At 67.7% G+C, this 14,123-nt stretch carries 16 protein-coding genes; 5 read left to right on the top strand and 11 right to left on the bottom strand.

What is annotated here, in order from left to right; all coding sequences use genetic code 11:
- Positions 1-16 precede the first annotated feature (16 nt).
- On the bottom strand, positions 17-1,243 hold the full coding sequence (gene senA / locus AC1DYD_RS11780; protein ID WP_478172917.1) for a selenoneine synthase SenA: 1,227 nt from the start codon (positions 1,241-1,243) through the stop codon (positions 17-19).
- On the opposite strand from senA, the gene senB reads away from it, so the two are divergent.
- Positions 1,233-2,216, top strand: a complete 984-nt coding sequence (gene senB, locus AC1DYD_RS11775) for a selenoneine biosynthesis selenosugar synthase SenB (protein ID WP_478172916.1) — start codon at positions 1,233-1,235, stop codon at positions 2,214-2,216. The two genes, senA and senB, sit on opposite strands and share 11 nt — an antisense overlap.
- 74 nt (positions 2,217-2,290) lie before the next feature.
- Here the strand turns inward: senB and AC1DYD_RS11770 are convergent, their stop codons facing one another.
- The 7 genes from AC1DYD_RS11770 to nadB form a co-directional block, all read right to left on the bottom strand.
- Complete coding sequence (locus tag AC1DYD_RS11770) at positions 2,291-2,500, bottom strand: hypothetical protein (protein WP_478172915.1); 210 nt, start codon at positions 2,498-2,500, stop codon at positions 2,291-2,293.
- A complete protein-coding gene (locus AC1DYD_RS11765; protein ID WP_478172914.1) occupies positions 2,497-2,745 on the bottom strand; it encodes a hypothetical protein in 249 nt (82 codons plus the stop codon). The genes AC1DYD_RS11770 and AC1DYD_RS11765 overlap by 4 nt, the downstream gene beginning before the upstream one ends.
- A gap of 437 nt (positions 2,746-3,182) precedes the next feature.
- A complete protein-coding gene (locus AC1DYD_RS11760) occupies positions 3,183-3,377 on the bottom strand; it encodes a hypothetical protein (RefSeq protein ID WP_478172913.1) in 195 nt (64 codons plus the stop codon).
- A 167-nt stretch (positions 3,378-3,544) separates the two neighbouring features.
- Entirely contained in the window at positions 3,545-4,381 is an 837-nt protein-coding gene (panC, locus tag AC1DYD_RS11755; RefSeq protein ID WP_478172912.1) for a pantoate--beta-alanine ligase, read from the bottom strand.
- An 11-nt stretch (positions 4,382-4,392) separates the two neighbouring features.
- Positions 4,393-5,277 (bottom strand): 3-methyl-2-oxobutanoate hydroxymethyltransferase, encoded by an 885-nt coding sequence (gene panB / locus AC1DYD_RS11750; RefSeq protein ID WP_478172911.1) that lies wholly within the window; start codon positions 5,275-5,277, stop codon positions 4,393-4,395.
- Positions 5,278-5,300: 23 nt separating this feature from the next.
- Positions 5,301-5,702, bottom strand: coding sequence for an aspartate 1-decarboxylase (panD, locus tag AC1DYD_RS11745; protein WP_442285846.1), 402 nt, complete (start codon positions 5,700-5,702; stop codon positions 5,301-5,303).
- A 40-nt stretch (positions 5,703-5,742) separates the two neighbouring features.
- Positions 5,743-7,362 carry an L-aspartate oxidase gene (gene nadB / locus AC1DYD_RS11740; RefSeq protein WP_478172910.1) on the bottom strand — a complete coding sequence of 540 codons (1,620 nt, stop codon included), beginning with the start codon at positions 7,360-7,362 and terminating at the stop codon, positions 5,743-5,745.
- 122 nt (positions 7,363-7,484) lie between these two features.
- Between nadB and nadC the strand changes: the two genes are divergently transcribed.
- The 3 genes from nadC (at position 7,485) to AC1DYD_RS11725 (ending at position 9,949) form a co-directional block, all read left to right on the top strand.
- Entirely contained in the window at positions 7,485-8,360 is an 876-nt protein-coding gene (gene nadC / locus AC1DYD_RS11735) for a carboxylating nicotinate-nucleotide diphosphorylase (protein ID WP_478172960.1), read from the top strand.
- Between the two features lie 15 nt (positions 8,361-8,375).
- Positions 8,376-9,500, top strand: a complete 1,125-nt coding sequence (gene nadA, locus AC1DYD_RS11730) for a quinolinate synthase NadA (RefSeq protein ID WP_478172959.1) — start codon at positions 8,376-8,378, stop codon at positions 9,498-9,500.
- Positions 9,501-9,736: 236 nt separating this feature from the next.
- Positions 9,737-9,949, top strand: coding sequence for a hypothetical protein (locus AC1DYD_RS11725; RefSeq protein ID WP_478172909.1), 213 nt, complete (start codon positions 9,737-9,739; stop codon positions 9,947-9,949).
- A 92-nt stretch (positions 9,950-10,041) separates the two neighbouring features.
- Here AC1DYD_RS11725 and AC1DYD_RS11720 read toward each other — a convergent pair whose 3' ends face one another.
- The 3 genes from AC1DYD_RS11720 to AC1DYD_RS11710 all read right to left on the bottom strand — a co-directional run bounded on the left by AC1DYD_RS11720 (position 10,042) and on the right by AC1DYD_RS11710 (position 13,617).
- Positions 10,042-12,279 carry an NADP-dependent isocitrate dehydrogenase gene (locus tag AC1DYD_RS11720; RefSeq protein WP_478172908.1) on the bottom strand — a complete coding sequence of 746 codons (2,238 nt, stop codon included), beginning with the start codon at positions 12,277-12,279 and terminating at the stop codon, positions 10,042-10,044.
- A 186-nt stretch (positions 12,280-12,465) separates the two neighbouring features.
- Positions 12,466-12,729 carry a hypothetical protein gene (locus AC1DYD_RS11715; protein ID WP_478172907.1) on the bottom strand — a complete coding sequence of 88 codons (264 nt, stop codon included), beginning with the start codon at positions 12,727-12,729 and terminating at the stop codon, positions 12,466-12,468.
- Positions 12,730-12,783: 54 nt separating this feature from the next.
- Positions 12,784-13,617 carry a hypothetical protein gene (locus AC1DYD_RS11710; protein ID WP_478172906.1) on the bottom strand — a complete coding sequence of 278 codons (834 nt, stop codon included), beginning with the start codon at positions 13,615-13,617 and terminating at the stop codon, positions 12,784-12,786.
- Positions 13,618-13,819: 202 nt separating this feature from the next.
- On the opposite strand from AC1DYD_RS11710, the gene AC1DYD_RS11705 reads away from it, so the two are divergent.
- On the top strand, positions 13,820-14,116 hold the full coding sequence (locus AC1DYD_RS11705) for a DUF4124 domain-containing protein (RefSeq protein ID WP_478172905.1): 297 nt from the start codon (positions 13,820-13,822) through the stop codon (positions 14,114-14,116).
- Positions 14,117-14,123: the final 7 nt, after the last annotated feature.

Raw genomic sequence — 14,123 nt, 5'->3', positions numbered from 1 at the left:
CCTGCTTGAAAGGCGCCTAGCCCTTCGAGGCCGTTCGAAACCCCGCAAAGACGTCTGCTCGTTGCGGCATGAAAAAGTTGCGGTAGCGAAGGTCGTGCATCCGCTCGTGCGTCGCGAAAGCACCGCCGCGCAATTCGCGGTGGTTGCCGAACCAAGGTTGGGAGTAGTCCCTGTACGGACCGGCCTTGAAGCCTGGGTACGGTTGGAAGGCGTCGCTGGTCCACTCCCAGACGCTGGCGCCCCAGTGGAACGCCATGCCGAGCACCGCCGCGGCATGCTCCCACTCCGCCGCGCGCGGCAGTCTCCGGTGCGCCCACGCGCAATAGGCTTCAGCTTCGTAGGCATTGACGTGGATGACCGGCAGGTCCGGGTCCAGGGGGAGCCAGCGGTCGAACCAGCGCACCTGCCACTCTTTGCCTGCGGCCGTGTCGTGCAGCCGCCAACGTTCAGGGTGTCCCCGGGCGATCGTGGACCGCCATCTGCCCGCCTCACCCGGCCAGTACATGGGTTCGTGGTATCCGCCCGCCTCGACGAAGCATAGGAACTCGCCTGCCGTCACCGGCCGCGCGTCGATATCCAGCGAGCCAAGCAGCACGGTACGGCCCGGTCCTTCGTTGTCGAACGCAAAGCCGCGCCGGTCTGCGGGCCACCCGATGCGAACGCTTCCGCCCGGGAATCCGATCCGGCTGCCATCCGGCATCGGTGCCAGCAAGGTGCCTGCAGGTGCGGAATGGGAGAGCGCCGAGCGCATCCAGACGAGGGCCTCGCCGTGCATGTCCTCATGGAACAGGGCCAGGCGATGGAAATACAGCGCGTCATCGCTGTCGCCGTCCGGCAAAGCCTGAACGCAAGCCTCGAGCTGAGCGGCCAGCATGTCGGCCACCTCGTGCCGCGAGGGCAACGGCGCTTTCCAGCGCAGGGCGTGCGCGAGCCGGGCGGAGTCGAAGAGGGCGTCGGGCCCGGCGATTGCAGCCGGCAACGCCGCCCGGACCAACCCATCATCGCCGACGTGGTGAGGGCCTCGAAGAATCCAAAACTCGCCGAACCAGGCCAAGTGGGCCAACTCCCAGGCGATAGGGTTGACGCCGTCCCTATGGGGAAACTGCCACTGCGCATCGGACAGGTCGTCGACGAGCGAGAGCGCGCGGCGGCGACTGTCCCGCATGGCTTCGGCCAGCGCCTCGCCGCCCAATCGGCGAGCATCCTTCGCTTCCATTGCGGGTCGTGGCACCATGTCCGGCATGAACGAGCCTCCTGTTGTCATCGTGTCGCCCGCGCTCGAATCAAGCAACAACGGAAACTGGCATACGGCCGCGCGATGGCGGGAGTTCCTGTCGGCACGGGCACCGACCACCATCTTGCAGCAATGGGACGGCGAAGACGCAATGGCCATGGTGGCGCTGCACGCGCGTCGTTCCGCCGACTCCATTGCTCGATTCCGCAAAGCGCATCCGACCCGCCCCCTGGCGCTCGTGCTGACCGGCACGGACCTGTACGGAAACCTGGCCTCGGATGCAGCAGCGCAGCATTCGCTGCAGTGTGCCAGTCACATCGTGGTTCTGCAGCAAGAGGCTATCTACATGCTGTCGCCGGCCAACCAGGCCAGGGCGCGTGTCATTGTCCAATCTGCGCCTCGCGTGTCGTGCGTCGAGCCGGCTGCATACCCTTGCGACTTCGTTGCCGTGGGGCACTTGCGAAGCGAAAAGGACCCGCTGACTCTGATGCTGGCAGCGCGACATCTCCAGGGCACGGGCATTCGAATCATTCACATCGGCAACGCACTGGATGCGGCGCTGGGTGCGCAAGCGCGACAGACGATGGAGGACTGCCCGGACTACCGTTGGCTTGGCGGCCTGCCGCAATCCGTGGCCCGGCAATGGATGGCATGCGCACGGGCGCTGGTGCATATGAGCCGGCTCGAGGGCGGCGCCAATGTGGTCATCGAGGCGGTGCGGGCGCAGGTCCCGGTTCTGGCGAGCCGAATCGACGGCAACGTCGGCTTGCTGGGGCGTGGCTACGACGGCTACTTCGAGATGGGCAATGCTTCTGCCCTGGCGGCGCTGATGCGGCGCGCGCACGAGGATCCCTCATTCGTATCGCGTCTGCAGGGGCAGTGTGCCGGGCGCGAATCCCTTTTCGACACCGCGGCTGAGGCAACGGCTGTGAAGCGCCTGCTCGGCGACATGCTCGGCGATCAGGCGGGACGCCGCACATAGCGGTCACCGCCAGGTGCGCGTTCCGGTCCGAGGCCATGTTCGCGGCTGGGTTCCGCCGGACCGGCGCCGCCTCGTCATCGGATCGAAAAGAGCCCTCTGCGCTCCGGTTCGCGCATCTTCCGGGCGAGTGCGGCATGCCGCGCCCGAATCACGGAATCAAGTGCGTCGGCGATGGCCTCTGCGTTCGGTTGGCCGCGCAGCGCGCGCAGACGGAACTCCAGGGCAATTTCGCGCAGCTGGGCGATGCCCAGGGGCACCGGCGCTGGATAGAAATCAGCCGTCATCCGGAGCTCAATACGCGAATCAGAAACGGCACGGCCACGATCAGGGCGCCGAGCACGATGTTGCGTCGCCAACCGGCGGCATGCTGCGCTCGCTGGCGTTCCCGATGCGCCTGGGCCAGGGCCATTCGCTCGGTCGGGTCGACGTCGTTGTTCCACCATCCGCGGGTTGTGTTGCTTTCCATCATGTAACCAATTATGACTACAGGAAAGCAATCGATCCAGAGCTTAGTGATGAAAAAGTTCACATATCTTTGGAATCATCACGCCCATTTCTCAGTCGTGGCACTTTCAATGGCACCTCAAGAATGCGTACTTAGGTGTGCATTTTTTCCTTTGGATCCGGAGGGATACTAGACACAATTGCTTACATGAAACATCACTCGACCGACCCTCAGAGCTTCAGCAGCTTCGCGTCATTGAACCGCGCGGATAGGACCCACGAGCCCAAGGACCGCCCCCCTCCGAGGGAACGAATGACCGGATTCGTGATAGCCGGCTTGATCGCCGTCGTCGCGATCTGTGTGTTTTTCGGAGTTCGGTGGTAGCCGGTCGCGGCGGAACCTTTCGCCTGGCCTCCCCGCTCCAGCGAATGCGGGTCAGCACACCGTCGGGAAGCCCAGCGCTTGATGGAATGCGCGCCTCGACGGGGGCGCCAGCCGGCGGTGAAGCCGGGAAGGGGACGCTACCAGGTTCCGACGACCAGGCTGATCGCCAGGACCGCGATGAGGCCGGCTATCACGAACCCGGTCATCCGTTCCCTCGCCAGGCACAGCGCTTCGCGCTGGTGCATCTGATCGGCGCGATTCAAGGACGCGAAGCTGCTGACGCTTTGGATGTCGGTCGATGGACTTGGCATGCACGAGATTGTGTCGATCATGGCCTCTGCGTCCAAGGAACAATTACACGCTTAAGTACGCACTTTCGAGGTCGCCGTTGTCTTGCCAGCTCAGGCCGGCATTCGAAAGAACGTCCTACATCCCCACGCGAGCGCGTCACGCCGCAAATCGCAGGAAGAGCGCCCTTTGGATCTGCAGATATTTCAGATCAGACTGCGCGTGGGATCTCGAGGTTGTCGATCAGACGCGTGCTTCCCAGCCGCGCAGCCGCCAGGGCCACCAGGGGCTCGCCCCCGGTCGGTTCCTTCAGGTCGGCGCGCCGGCGCAGCACCATGTAGTCGGGCTGCCAGCCGCGCGCGCTGAGCGATTGCATCGCGCGCGCCTCGATGGCGGCGAGGTCGCGCTCGCCCTCCTGAACCGCTGCGGCCATGGCCTGCAGCGCGCGCGACAGCTGCACGGCTTCCGCGCGCTCGGTCTCGCTGAGGTAGCCGTTGCGCGAGGACAGCGCCAGGCCATCTTCCGCGCGCCGGGTCTCGCCGCCCACGATCTCGATCGGCAGCGCGAACTGCCGCACCATGTGGCGGATCACCATCAACTGCTGGTAGTCCTTCTTGCCGAACACGGCCACGCTCGGCTGCACGCAGGCGAAGAGCTTCATCACGACCGTGCAGACGCCGATGAAGAAGCCGGGCCTGAAGTGGCCTTCGAGAATGTCGGCCAGGGCGCCGTCCGGATGCACCTTGCAGGTCTGGGGCTCCGGGTAGAGCGCGCGCTCGTCGGGCGCGAACAGCACATCGCAGCCGGCCGCGCGCAGCTTCTCGCAGTCGCTGTCCCAGGTGCGCGGGTAGGTGTCGAAATCCTCGTGCGGCAGGAACTGCAGCCGATTGACGAAGATGCTGGCCACGGTGACGTCGCCGAGCGGCCTGGCCTGTCGCACCAGGGCCAGGTGGCCGTCGTGCAGATTGCCCATCGTGGGCACGAAGGCGGGGCGCCGGAAGCGGCCCAGGTGGTCGCGCAGTTCGGGGAGGGTGCGGGCGATGTGCATGGTCGATGCGCCTACCAGGCGTGGAGTTGATCGTCGGGGAAGCTGCCGTCCTTGACGGCGCGCACGTAGGCCTGCATGGCTTGCGCGATGCCGGGCGCATCGGCCATGAAGTTGCGCACGAACTTCGGCATCTTGCCGAGGCCGACACCCAGCATGTCGTGCAGCACCAGCACCTGGCCCGCGGTGCCGCGGCCGGCACCGATGCCGATGGTGGCGCAATGGCGCAGTTCGTTCGTGAGTTCGGTCGCCAGCGCGGCGGGCACCATCTCGAGCACCAGCATCGCGGCGCCCGCGTCCTGCAGCGCATGCGCCTGCTGCTTGAGCAGCGCCGAGGCCTCTCTGCCCTTGCCCTGCACGCGGTAGCCGCCCAGCGCGTGGACGGTTTGCGGCGTCAGGCCCAGGTGGGCGCAGACCGGGATGCCGCGCTCGACCAGGAAGCGCACGGTCTCGGTGGTCCAGCCGCCGCCTTCGAGCTTGACCATGTGCGCGCCGGCCTGCATCAGCACCGCGGCGCTGCGCAGGGCCTGCTCGCGCGATTCCTGGTAGCTGGCGAAGGGGAGGTCGGCGATCAGCCAGGCGGTGCCCTGCACCCGGTGCAGTCCGCGAAAGACGCTTTCCGTGTGATAGCGCATGGTCTCCAGCGCCACGCCCACGGTGCTGTGCAAGCCCTGGCAGACCATGCCCAGCGAGTCGCCGACCAAGAGGCATTCGACGCCCGCGGCATCGGCCACGGCCGCGAAGGTGGCGTCGTAGGCGGTCAGCATGACGATCTTCTCGCCGCGCGCATGCATGTCGGCCAGGCGCGGCAGGCTCAGCGGCTTGCGAGTCGATGGCGGCGAGGCCGGGGGCAGGGTGCCGTAGGGGGTGGCCGCATCGGCGGCGGAAAGCGAGGACATGGCGAGCTTCTCCGCGCTCGACCTCAGGCTGCGACGGCTTCGCCCGAGGCGGCCTGCACGGGGATGTGGGCGCGCTCTTCCTTGATGCGGTTGGCGTCGTCGACGAAGACCAGCTTCGGCCGATGCGCCGCCACCTGCTCCTCGGGCACCAGGCCGAAGGCCGCGATGATGATCAGGTCGCCCACCGCTGCACGGCGCGCGGCCGAGCCGTTGACCGAGATGATGCCGGTGCCGCGCTCGCCGCGGATTGCATAGGTCACGAAGCGCTCGCCGTTGTTGATGTTCCAGATGTGGACCTGCTCGTTCTCGGCCATGCCGGCAGCGTCGAGCAGGTCTTCGTCGATGGCGCAGGAGCCTTCGTAGTGCAGCTCGCAGTCGGTGACGGCGACACGGTGGATCTTGGACTTGAGCAGGGTGCGGAACATGGCGTGAAAGCTCCTTCTTTGTGCGAGAAAAGGGAAGGTGTCAGCCGGCCGGCGGCACGAGGATGGTCGGTGCCGCGGGCGCGGCGAGCGCCGGATAGTCGCGGCTGAAGTGCAGCCCGCGGCTTTCGCGCCGGGCCTGCGCCGAGCGCACGATCAGGTCCGCCACCTGCACCAGGTTGCGCAGCTCGAGCAGGTCGCGGGTGACGTGGAAGTGGCCGTAGAACTCCTGCACCTCGCCCTGCAGCAGCGCGATGCGGTGCGCCGCCCGCTCGAGCCGCTTGTTGGTGCGCACGATGCCCACGTAGTCCCACATGAAGCGCCGCAGCTCGTCCCAGTTGTGCGAGATGACCACGGTCTCGTCGGCGTCGGTGACGCGGCTGTCGTCCCAGGCGGGCAGCTCGGCGCGCGGGCGTTGCGGCGCTTCGGCGATCGCCTGCGCGGCGGCGCGCGCGAACACCATGCACTCGACCAGAGAATTGCTGGCCAGCCGGTTGGCGCCGTGCAGCCCGGTGCAGGCGGTCTCGCCGATGGCGTGGAGGCCGGGCACGTCGGTGCGGCCCGCGAGGTCGGTGAGCACGCCGCCGCAGGTGTAGTGCGCGGCCGGCACCACCGGGATCGGCTCGCGCGTGATGTCGATGCCGAGCTCGGCGCAGCGCGCCAGGATGTTCGGGAAGTGTTCCTGCAGGAAGGCCGGGCTCTGGTGCGAGATGTCGAGGTGCACGCAGTCGAGTCCGTGCTTCTTCATCTCGAAGTCGATGGCGCGCGCCACGATGTCGCGCGGCGCGAGTTCGGCGCGCTCGTCGTGCCCGGGCATGAAACGGGTGCCGTCCGGGAGCAAGAGCCGCCCGCCTTCGCCGCGCACCGCCTCGCTGATCAGGAAGGACTTGGCATCGGGGTGGTACAGGCAGGTCGGATGGAACTGGATGAACTCCATGTTCGCCACGCGGCAGCCCGCGCGCCAGGCCGCCGCGATGCCGTCGCCGGTGGCCGTGTCGGGGTTGCTCGTGTAGAGGTAGACCTTGCCGGCGCCGCCGGTGGCCAGCACGGTGTGCGGCGCACCAAAGGTCAGCACCTCGTCGGTGGCCTCGTCGAGCGCATGGAGGCCGAGGCAGGCGTTGTCGGCCAGCCCGAGCTTGCGGCCGGTGATCAGGTCGACCAGCGTGTGCTGCTCGAACAGCGTGATGTTCGGCGTGCGCCGCACCTGCTCGATCAGCGTGCGCTGGACCGCGGCGCCGGTGGCGTCGGCCGCGTGCACGATGCGGCGCTGGCTGTGGCCGCCTTCGCGCGTCAGGTGCAGCGCGCCGTCCTCGAGCGAGAAGGGCACGCCGAGATCGCGCAGCCAGGCGATGGCTTCGGGTGCATGCTCGACCACGAAGCGCGTGGCGGCCAGGTCGCAGAGCCCGGCGCCGGCGACCAGCGTGTCGTCGACGTGCGACTGCACGCTGTCGCCTTCGGCGAGCACCGCGGCGATGCCGCCCTGCGCCCACTGGCTGGCACCGTCGAGCAGGGCGCGCTTGGTGATGATGGCCACGCGATGCGTGGGCGCCAGGTGCAATGCGGTGCTCAATCCGGCCAGGCCGCTGCCGACGATGAGCACGTCGAATTCATGAGAAATCACAGGTTGTCGCTCTTGGTTCGGATCACAAACGGGGCGAACCATAACCGACTCTTGCGCTACGCCTGCGTGCATTTTGCGAGCCGACCCTGCACCGGCATCGCTGTGGCATCGCTGCTACGATCGCGCCCATTCGCTGCATGTGCGTGGCCTCGCGACCGATGATGATGGACAGTACCCTCGATTTTTCCTCCGCCGAATGGGCCGCCGTGGTGCGCGCTGATGCGCTGCGGGCCCTCGATGAAGATGTTGGCGGCGGCGATCTCACCGCCTCGCTGATTGCCTCCGATCGCCGCGCCTCGGCGCGGGTCCTCGCCCGCGAGCCCGCCGTGCTGTGCGGCGGGCCCTGGGTCGAGGCGGTCGTCCGCCACCTGGATCCCGACGCACGGATCGTGTGGCATGTCGCGGAAGGCGCCCGCTGCGCGGCCGATCAGACCGTGCTCGAGATATCCGGCGCTGCCCGGGCGCTGCTCACGGCCGAGCGCACCGCGCTCAACTTCCTGCAACTGCTGAGCGCGGTGGCGACCAAGACCGCGGCCCACGTCGATGCCGTGCGCGGCACGCGGGCGCAGATCGTCGACACCCGCAAGACCCTGCCCGGCCTGCGCCTGGCCCAGAAGTACGCGGTGCGCATCGGCGGCGGCGTCAACCACCGCATCGGCCTCTACGACGCGGTGCTGATCAAGGAGAACCACATCGTCGCCGCCGGTGGCGTCAGCGCGGCCTTGCGCGCCGCGGCCGAGGTCGCGAGCCGGGCGAAGTTCGTGCAGATCGAGGTCGAGACCCTGGCACAGCTCGACGAGGCGCTGGCCAACGGCGCCCGCATGCTGCTGCTGGACAACATGGACCTGCCGACGCTGCGCGAGGCGGTGCGCCGCAACGACGCGGCCGGCGCAGCGCGCGCCATGCTGGAGATCTCGGGCGGCGTGACGCTCGATGCCTTGCGCGCGCTGGCCGAGACCGGGGTCGACCGCATCTCCATCGGCGCCCTGACCAAGGACGTCAAGGCGATCGATTTCTCGATGCGGTTCCAGGAGGCCTGAACCATGACTCTGGCCATGACGCTTCCGGTGATCGATGTCGACTACGAGCAGCCGCTCGCCGCCGCAGACGGCAGCACGGCCTGCGACACCCGCCATGCCTGGGCCCGTGTGCCTGCCGAGCCGGGCCCGGCGGAGCGCGAGGCGCTGAAGGCGCGCATCCGCCGCCTGCTGCGCGAACGCGACGCGGTGATGGTGTCGCACTACTACGTGCATCCCGACCTGCAGGACCTGGCCGAGGAGACCGGCGGCATGGTCAGCGATTCGCTCGAGATGGCGCGCTTCGGCCGCGACCATGCGGCGCGCACGCTGGTCGTCTCGGGCGTGCGCTTCATGGGCGAGACCGCCAAGATCCTGTCGCCCGAGAAGCGGGTGCTGATGCCCGACCTCGACGCCACCTGTTCGCTCGACCTCGGCTGTCCGGCGGACGAATTCGAGCGCTTCTGCGCCCAGCACCCCGACCGCACGGTCGTGGTGTATGCCAACACCAGCGCCGCCGTGAAGGCGCGGGCCGACTGGCTGGTCACCTCGAGCTGCGCGCTGGACGTGGTGCGGGCGCTGACCGCGCAGGGCAAGAAGATCCTGTGGGCGCCCGACCGGCACCTGGGCGACTACATCCGTCGCGAGACCGGTGCCGACATGGTGAGCTGGGGCGGCGCCTGCATCGTGCACGACGAGTTCAAGGCGCTCGAGCTCGAGCTGCTGAAGAAGGCGCATCCGGCGGCCCGCGTGCTGGTGCATCCCGAGGCCCCGGCCGACGTCGTCGCGCTGGCCGATGCGGTCGGTTCGACCTCGGCCATCCTGAGCGCGGCGCAGCGCATGGAGGCGCGCGAGTTCATCGTCGCCACCGACAGCGGCATGCTGCACAAGCTGCGCGCGCTGAATCCGGGCAAGACCTTCATCGAGGCGCCCACCGCCGGCAACGCGGCGACGTGCAAGAGTTGCGCGCACTGCCCGTGGATGGCGATGAACGGCCTGGCCGGCCTTGCGCAGGTGCTGGAGACGGGCGCGGGCGAGGTGCACGTCGAGCCGGCGCTCGGGCGCCGCGCGCGCGTGCCGATCGACCGCATGCTGGCCTTCACGGCAGCGCTCAGGGGCGGGCGGCCGGTCGAGCACCTGGTGGCGGGCATCGGCGCGGCCTGATCAAGCACCGCCGCAGGCGCCCGGTATTCTGGGTCGCCTGCGGGGGAGCGCGGGCGGGGGCGCCGAGCGACCGCGCCGCGATGAGGTGACAGCGCTTGCACCGTAGCGCTGCGTTGCAGGCCGGACATCGCCCATTTTGGGGATGCACACAACAATTTGCAGATTGTTGTGTACTTAAGTTTTGATTTCGTTCACTATTGCGGTCCATGAGGCAATTGCCGGCTTAGAGCAACCCAATGGACTCTCCACTCCCCGCAGACAACGCAGCGTTTCAACGGTGGACCGAGGTCACCGATGCCTTTGTCAGGGAGTTCAACCGCTTTCAGGCCGGCGACACGGCCGCGCTGGCCGAGGTCCGGCGGCTGTCCGGAGAGTTGCAGCGCATGGGGCGTGCGCTGGGGCTCGAGATGCCGGTCGTCGCGCCCCGTCCACCCTTGTTCTCGAAGTAGCACCGCAGCGCCATGCAAAAGGCCCGCCGAAGCGGGCCCGGATGCGGGCCGCCGACGACCCTCGAGGTCGCCGGCAGCGGGCCAGGGGATGCTCAGGCGCCCACTGCGTCCAGCGCCGCATTGAAGGTGGCGCTCGGCCGCATCACGGCCGCGGTCTTCTTCGGATCGGGCATGTAGTAGCCGCCGATGTCGGCCGGATGGCCCTGCACCGCCTTGAGTTCCTGCACGATCTTCTGCTCGTTCTCCGACAGCGACTTGGCCAGCGGCGCGAAGTGCGCTTGCAGCGCCTTGTCCTCGGTCTGCGCAGCCAGTGCCTGGGCCCAGTACAGCGCCAGGTAGAAGTGGCTGCCGCGGTTGTCGAGTTCGCCGGTCTTGGTCGACGGGCCCTTGTTGTTGTCGAGCAGCATGCCGGTGGCGGTGTCGAGCGTCTCGGCCAGGATCTTGGCCTTCTTGCTGCCGGTCTTCTGGCCCAGGTCCTCGAGCGACACGGCCAGCGCCAGGAATTCGCCGAGCGAATCCCAGCGCAGGTGGTTCTCCTCGACCAGCTGCTTGACGTGCTTCGGTGCCGAGCCGCCGGCGCCGGTCTCGAACATCGCGCCGCCGGCCATCAGCGGCACGATCGACAGCATCTTGGCGCTGGTGCCGAGTTCCATGATCGGGAACAGGTCGGTCAGGTAGTCGCGCAGGATGTTGCCGGTGACCGAGATGGTGTCCTTGCCGCGGATCACGCGCTCGAGCGTGTAGCGCATGGCGCGCACCTGCGACATGATCTGGATGTCGAGGCCCTCGGTGTCGTAGTCCTTCAAGTAGGTGTGGACCTTCTTGATCAGCTCGGCCTCGTGCGGGCGGTACTCGTCGAGCCAGAACACGGCCGGCATGCCCGACAGGCGCGCGCGGTTCACGGCCAGCTTGACCCAGTCGCGGATCGGCGCGTCCTTGACCTGGCACATGCGCCAGATGTCGCCGGTCTCGACGTTCTGCTCGAGCAGCACCTCGCCGGTCGCGATGTCGACGATGCGGGCCACGCCGTCTTCGGGGACCTCGAAGGTCTTGTCGTGCGAGCCGTATTCCTCGGCCTTCTGCGCCATCAGGCCGACGTTGGGCACGGTGCCCATGGTCACGGGGTCGAAGGCGCCGTTGGTCTTGCAGAAGTTGATCATCTCCTGGTAGATGCGGGCGAAGGTGCTCTCGGGCATCACGGCCTTGGTGTCCTTCGGACGGCCGTCCGGGCCCCACATCTTGCCGCCCAGGCGGATCATCGCGGGCATCGAGGCGTCGACGATCACGTCGTTGGGCGCATGCAGGTTGGTGATGCCCTTGGCCGAGTCGACCATGGCGAGCTCGGGGCGGTGCTCGTGGCAGGCGTGCAGGTCCTTGATGATCTGGTCGCGCTGCGAGGTCGGCAGGTCGGCGATCTTGTCGTAGACGCTCGACAGGCCGTTGTTGACGTTGACGCCCAGTTCGTCGAACAGCTTGCCGTGCTTGGCGAAGGCGTCCTTGTAGAAGACCTTCACGGCGTGGCCGAAGACGATCGGGTGCGAGACCTTCATCATGGTCGCCTTGACGTGCAGCGAGAACATCACGCCGGTCTCGCGCGCGTCTTCCATCTCGTCCTCGTAGAACTTGAGAAGCGCCTTCTTGCTCATGAACATGCTGTCGATGATCTCGCCCTCGAGCAGCGCGACCTTCTTCTTCAGCACGATCGTCTGGCCGCTCTTGGTGACCAGGTCCATCTGCACGTCGCGGGCCTTGGTGAGCGTCATGCTCTTCTCGCCGGCATAGAAGTCGCCGCCGTGCATGTGCGAGACGTGGGTGCGCGAGGCCGGGCTCCACTTGTTCATCGAATGCGGGTTCTTGCGTGCATTGCGCTTGACGGCGGCCGGTGCGCGGCGGTCCGAGTTGCCTTCGCGCAGCACCGGGTTGACCGCGCTGCCCAGCGCCTTGGAGTAGCGCGCGAGCAGCGCCTTCTGTTCGTCGGTCCTGGGGTCTTCGGGGTAGTCCGGGATCTTGTAGCCGCGCGCCTGCAGCTCCTTGATGGCCGCCACCAATTGGGGCACCGAGGCACTGATGTTGGGCAGCTTGATGATGTTGGTTTCGGCCAGCTGGGTCAGGCGGCCGAGTTCGGCCAGGTTGTCGGGCACCTGCTGCTCGGGGGTCAGGAACTCGGAGAACTCGGCCAGGACACGGGCTGCCACCGAGATGTCGCTGGTGGCGACGTCGATCCCCGCCGGCGCGGCGAACGCCTGAATGACGGGCAGCAGCGAAGCCGTGGCCAGCAGCGGCGCCTCGTCGGTGAGGGTGTAGATGATCTTGGATTGAGCGTTAGCCATTGTGTGACCTCTGGTGCTTGGCGGATGTGCGGGTTGCCCGCGGCGGGCAGGGCCGCGGGCAGTCGTTTTTGACGCGCGTAAGTCTACTTGAGGGGTGTTTCGCCTCGTGGTAGACGGGTCGGGAGGCCGGGGGCGAGCGCGTGCGCCGTGTCGCTGCACGGATCGTGCCGGTGCCGCCGGCCGGGATCAACTGCTGAACTGGATGCCCTGCGTCGAGTTCTGGCACCTGTTCTGGCTGGTGCTGCAGCTTTGCAGTGCCTTGTTCAGGCGCGGGCGGCAGTTCTTCTCGGAGGCGTTCTTGCAGAACTGGTAGTCGGCCCTGGCCGTCTGCTTGCAGGTGCTGTACTGGAGTTCGCAGGGCGTCTGGCTGCCGCCATCGCCCTGCGCCGAGGCGAGGCCCGACAGGACGGCGAGGATCCAGGCGGCGGAGAGGGGCGCGAGCTTGCTCATGACGAGGCCTTCCTCGGGAGTGGGGAGCGCATCTTAGACCGGTCGCGCCTGCCCTCAGCCCATCAGGCTCGGATTGCGGCGCGCCTCGTCGATCCGACGCTGGCGGATGGCCTCGCGGCATTGCCCGAACTGCGCGACCTTCGGATCTGCGCACCGGCTGTTGATGCAGATCGCACGGGCAAAGAAGTTGCTGTTGCTGCAGGCCGCCAGCGGATTGGGTTCCAGGCGCGTCGCCGACTGTGTCGCGGCCTTCCTCGGTCTCGACGCGGCAGGGCCCTCGGCAGGCGCAGGCCCGGGTGTGAAGGTCTCGGCATGGTCGTCCTTCTCGGCCGGTGAAGCCGCCGCGCGTGTCGACGAAACGAACACCTCGCTCGGCCCTAGGCCGAGTTCGGCGGGCGCGATGCGCGCCGGGATCGCCACGCGCGGCGCCGGCCGCGGCATGGGCGCCTGCGAAGCAGGCAGGGCGACCAGCGCGGCGGGCTGCCGGGCGGGCGGCGTTCGCCATGCGGTCCAGGCCGCAAAGGCGGAAAACAGCAGCAGCGGCGGCAGCAGCGCCAACTGCATGACGTTGCGCAGAGAGCGTGCCTCGGAGAATCCGGGTTCGATGCCGGCCGGCGCGGCCGCCTCGGCCGCTTCGGTCGGCGCGGCCGCCTCGGGTGTCGCGGGGGCGGCCTCGGCCTCGTCGCTCGGAGGCAGTGCGCCGCCACAAGTCCGGCAACGCGCATCGCTCAGGTGGTTCACGCTCTGGCAGAACTCGCAGGTTGCGAACTGGGCCTTCTTGCTTCGAATCAGCATCTCCACGACGTCTCCCACCTGCACGAAGGCGTCGGCCTGGGGGGCCGGCCAGCAGGCCGTCTCGAGGATCGCGCGCGTACGGAAGGGGTTCATGTCTTCTGGACTCAGCAGGGAGGCCATTTGTCGTACATCGAATCAGGGTCGAGTGTAAGACGCCGCCGCGAATCTTCGCTAGCGTTTTGTCGGCCCTGTGCGCTGTGGGATTTTTTTCACAATCCGCCGCCCAACTTGTGACGAGTTGCTTCACGAGTGCTTGGACGGCGCCTACGATCGGCGCATCCATCGAAAGCAACCCATGCAACTCCCGGTCTTGCGCCTGTCCCAAACGATCGCCGTGTTGAGCCTCTGCGCTGTCAGCGCCATGGCTGCTGCTGAAATCCATCGCTGCAAGGATGAGCGTGGCCAGACGGTGCTGTCCGACCGGCCGTGCGGCTCGGCATTCTCGGGTCAGCCGCTGCAGTCGAACACGCTGGGCAGCGCCGCCGACCGGCTCGCCGCGCCGCAGATGCAGGGCCCGCGCACGCGGGAGGGCAGCGGGCAGTACGACTTCATACCGGCCAGCCGGTCGAGCGAACGCCATGCGCTGAAGTAGCCGCTGA

This window comes from Variovorax sp. P4_B11 (assembly GCF_056402355.1).
The sequence above is the reverse complement of the archived record's forward strand: the minus strand, read 5'-3'. Positions and strand labels throughout refer to the sequence as shown.

Coding starts and splice junctions, on each gene's coding strand:
- senB (WP_478172916.1), top strand. CDS start 1,233: ATGTCCGGCATGAACGAGCCTCCTGTTGTCATCGTGTCGCCCGCGCTC.
- panB (WP_478172911.1), bottom strand. CDS start 5,277: ATGTCCTCGCTTTCCGCCGCCGATGCGGCCACCCCCTACGGCACCCTG.
- AC1DYD_RS11720 (WP_478172908.1), bottom strand. CDS start 12,279: ATGGCTAACGCTCAATCCAAGATCATCTACACCCTCACCGACGAGGCG.
- AC1DYD_RS11705 (WP_478172905.1), top strand. CDS start 13,820: ATGCAACTCCCGGTCTTGCGCCTGTCCCAAACGATCGCCGTGTTGAGC.
- panD (WP_442285846.1), bottom strand. CDS start 5,702: ATGTTCCGCACCCTGCTCAAGTCCAAGATCCACCGTGTCGCCGTCACC.
- AC1DYD_RS11770 (WP_478172915.1), bottom strand. CDS start 2,500: ATGACGGCTGATTTCTATCCAGCGCCGGTGCCCCTGGGCATCGCCCAG.
- AC1DYD_RS11715 (WP_478172907.1), bottom strand. CDS start 12,729: ATGAGCAAGCTCGCGCCCCTCTCCGCCGCCTGGATCCTCGCCGTCCTG.
- AC1DYD_RS11760 (WP_478172913.1), bottom strand. CDS start 3,377: ATGATCGACACAATCTCGTGCATGCCAAGTCCATCGACCGACATCCAA.
- panC (WP_478172912.1), bottom strand. CDS start 4,381: ATGCACATCGCCCGCACCCTCCCCGAACTGCGCGACCACCTGGGCCGC.
- nadB (WP_478172910.1), bottom strand. CDS start 7,362: ATGGTTCGCCCCGTTTGTGATCCGAACCAAGAGCGACAACCTGTGATT.
- nadC (WP_478172960.1), top strand. CDS start 7,485: ATGGACAGTACCCTCGATTTTTCCTCCGCCGAATGGGCCGCCGTGGTG.
- senA (WP_478172917.1), bottom strand. CDS start 1,243: ATGCCGGACATGGTGCCACGACCCGCAATGGAAGCGAAGGATGCTCGC.
- AC1DYD_RS11710 (WP_478172906.1), bottom strand. CDS start 13,617: ATGAACCCCTTCCGTACGCGCGCGATCCTCGAGACGGCCTGCTGGCCG.
- AC1DYD_RS11725 (WP_478172909.1), top strand. CDS start 9,737: ATGGACTCTCCACTCCCCGCAGACAACGCAGCGTTTCAACGGTGGACC.
- nadA (WP_478172959.1), top strand. CDS start 8,376: ATGACGCTTCCGGTGATCGATGTCGACTACGAGCAGCCGCTCGCCGCC.